The sequence below is a fragment of the Catenulispora rubra genome (genome assembly GCF_015356825.1).
Taxonomy (GTDB): Bacteria; Actinomycetota; Actinomycetes; order Streptomycetales; family Catenulisporaceae; genus Catenulispora; species Catenulispora rubra.
This window is the reverse complement of the sequence record NZ_JAACYW010000754.1, coordinates 1-438: the sequence shown is the minus strand read 5'-3', so window position 1 is coordinate 438 and position 438 is coordinate 1. Positions and strand designations below refer to the sequence as shown.

Genomic DNA, 438 nt, shown 5'->3' with positions numbered 1-438 from the left:
ACTTCGGCCCCCGCGACTTCGCCTTCAGCGAGCGTGGCTCCGGCGAGCGCGGCCCCCGCGAGCGTGGCTCCGGCGAGCGCGGCTCCGGCGAGCGCGATTTCAGCCGCCGCGGCTCCGACCGACGCGGTCGTGACCGCCGCGACTCCCGCGAGCGCGACTTCGACCCGCGTGACTTCGGTCCGCGCAACGTCGACCCGCGCGACTTCAGCGAGCGTGGCTCCGACCACCGCGGCTTCGGCCCCGACTTCGGCCGCATCCGCCGCACGCGTGGCGACTTCACCCGCGACGGCTTCGGCCCTGGCCGCCGCTCCCGCAGCGACTTCACCGGCCCTGACCTCGGCCCCGACCATGGCCCTGACTTCGGCCCCGGCCGCCGCTCCCGCAGCGACTCCGCCCACCGCGGCCACCGCGACCGCCGCGGCAACCGCGGCCCCGACC

Annotated in this window: 1 pseudogene; it reads left to right on the top strand. The window is 77.6% G+C overall.

Annotated elements, in window-relative coordinates:
- Nucleotides 1-438: pseudogene (locus GWK61_RS55285) on the top strand (hypothetical protein); the annotation flags it as partial.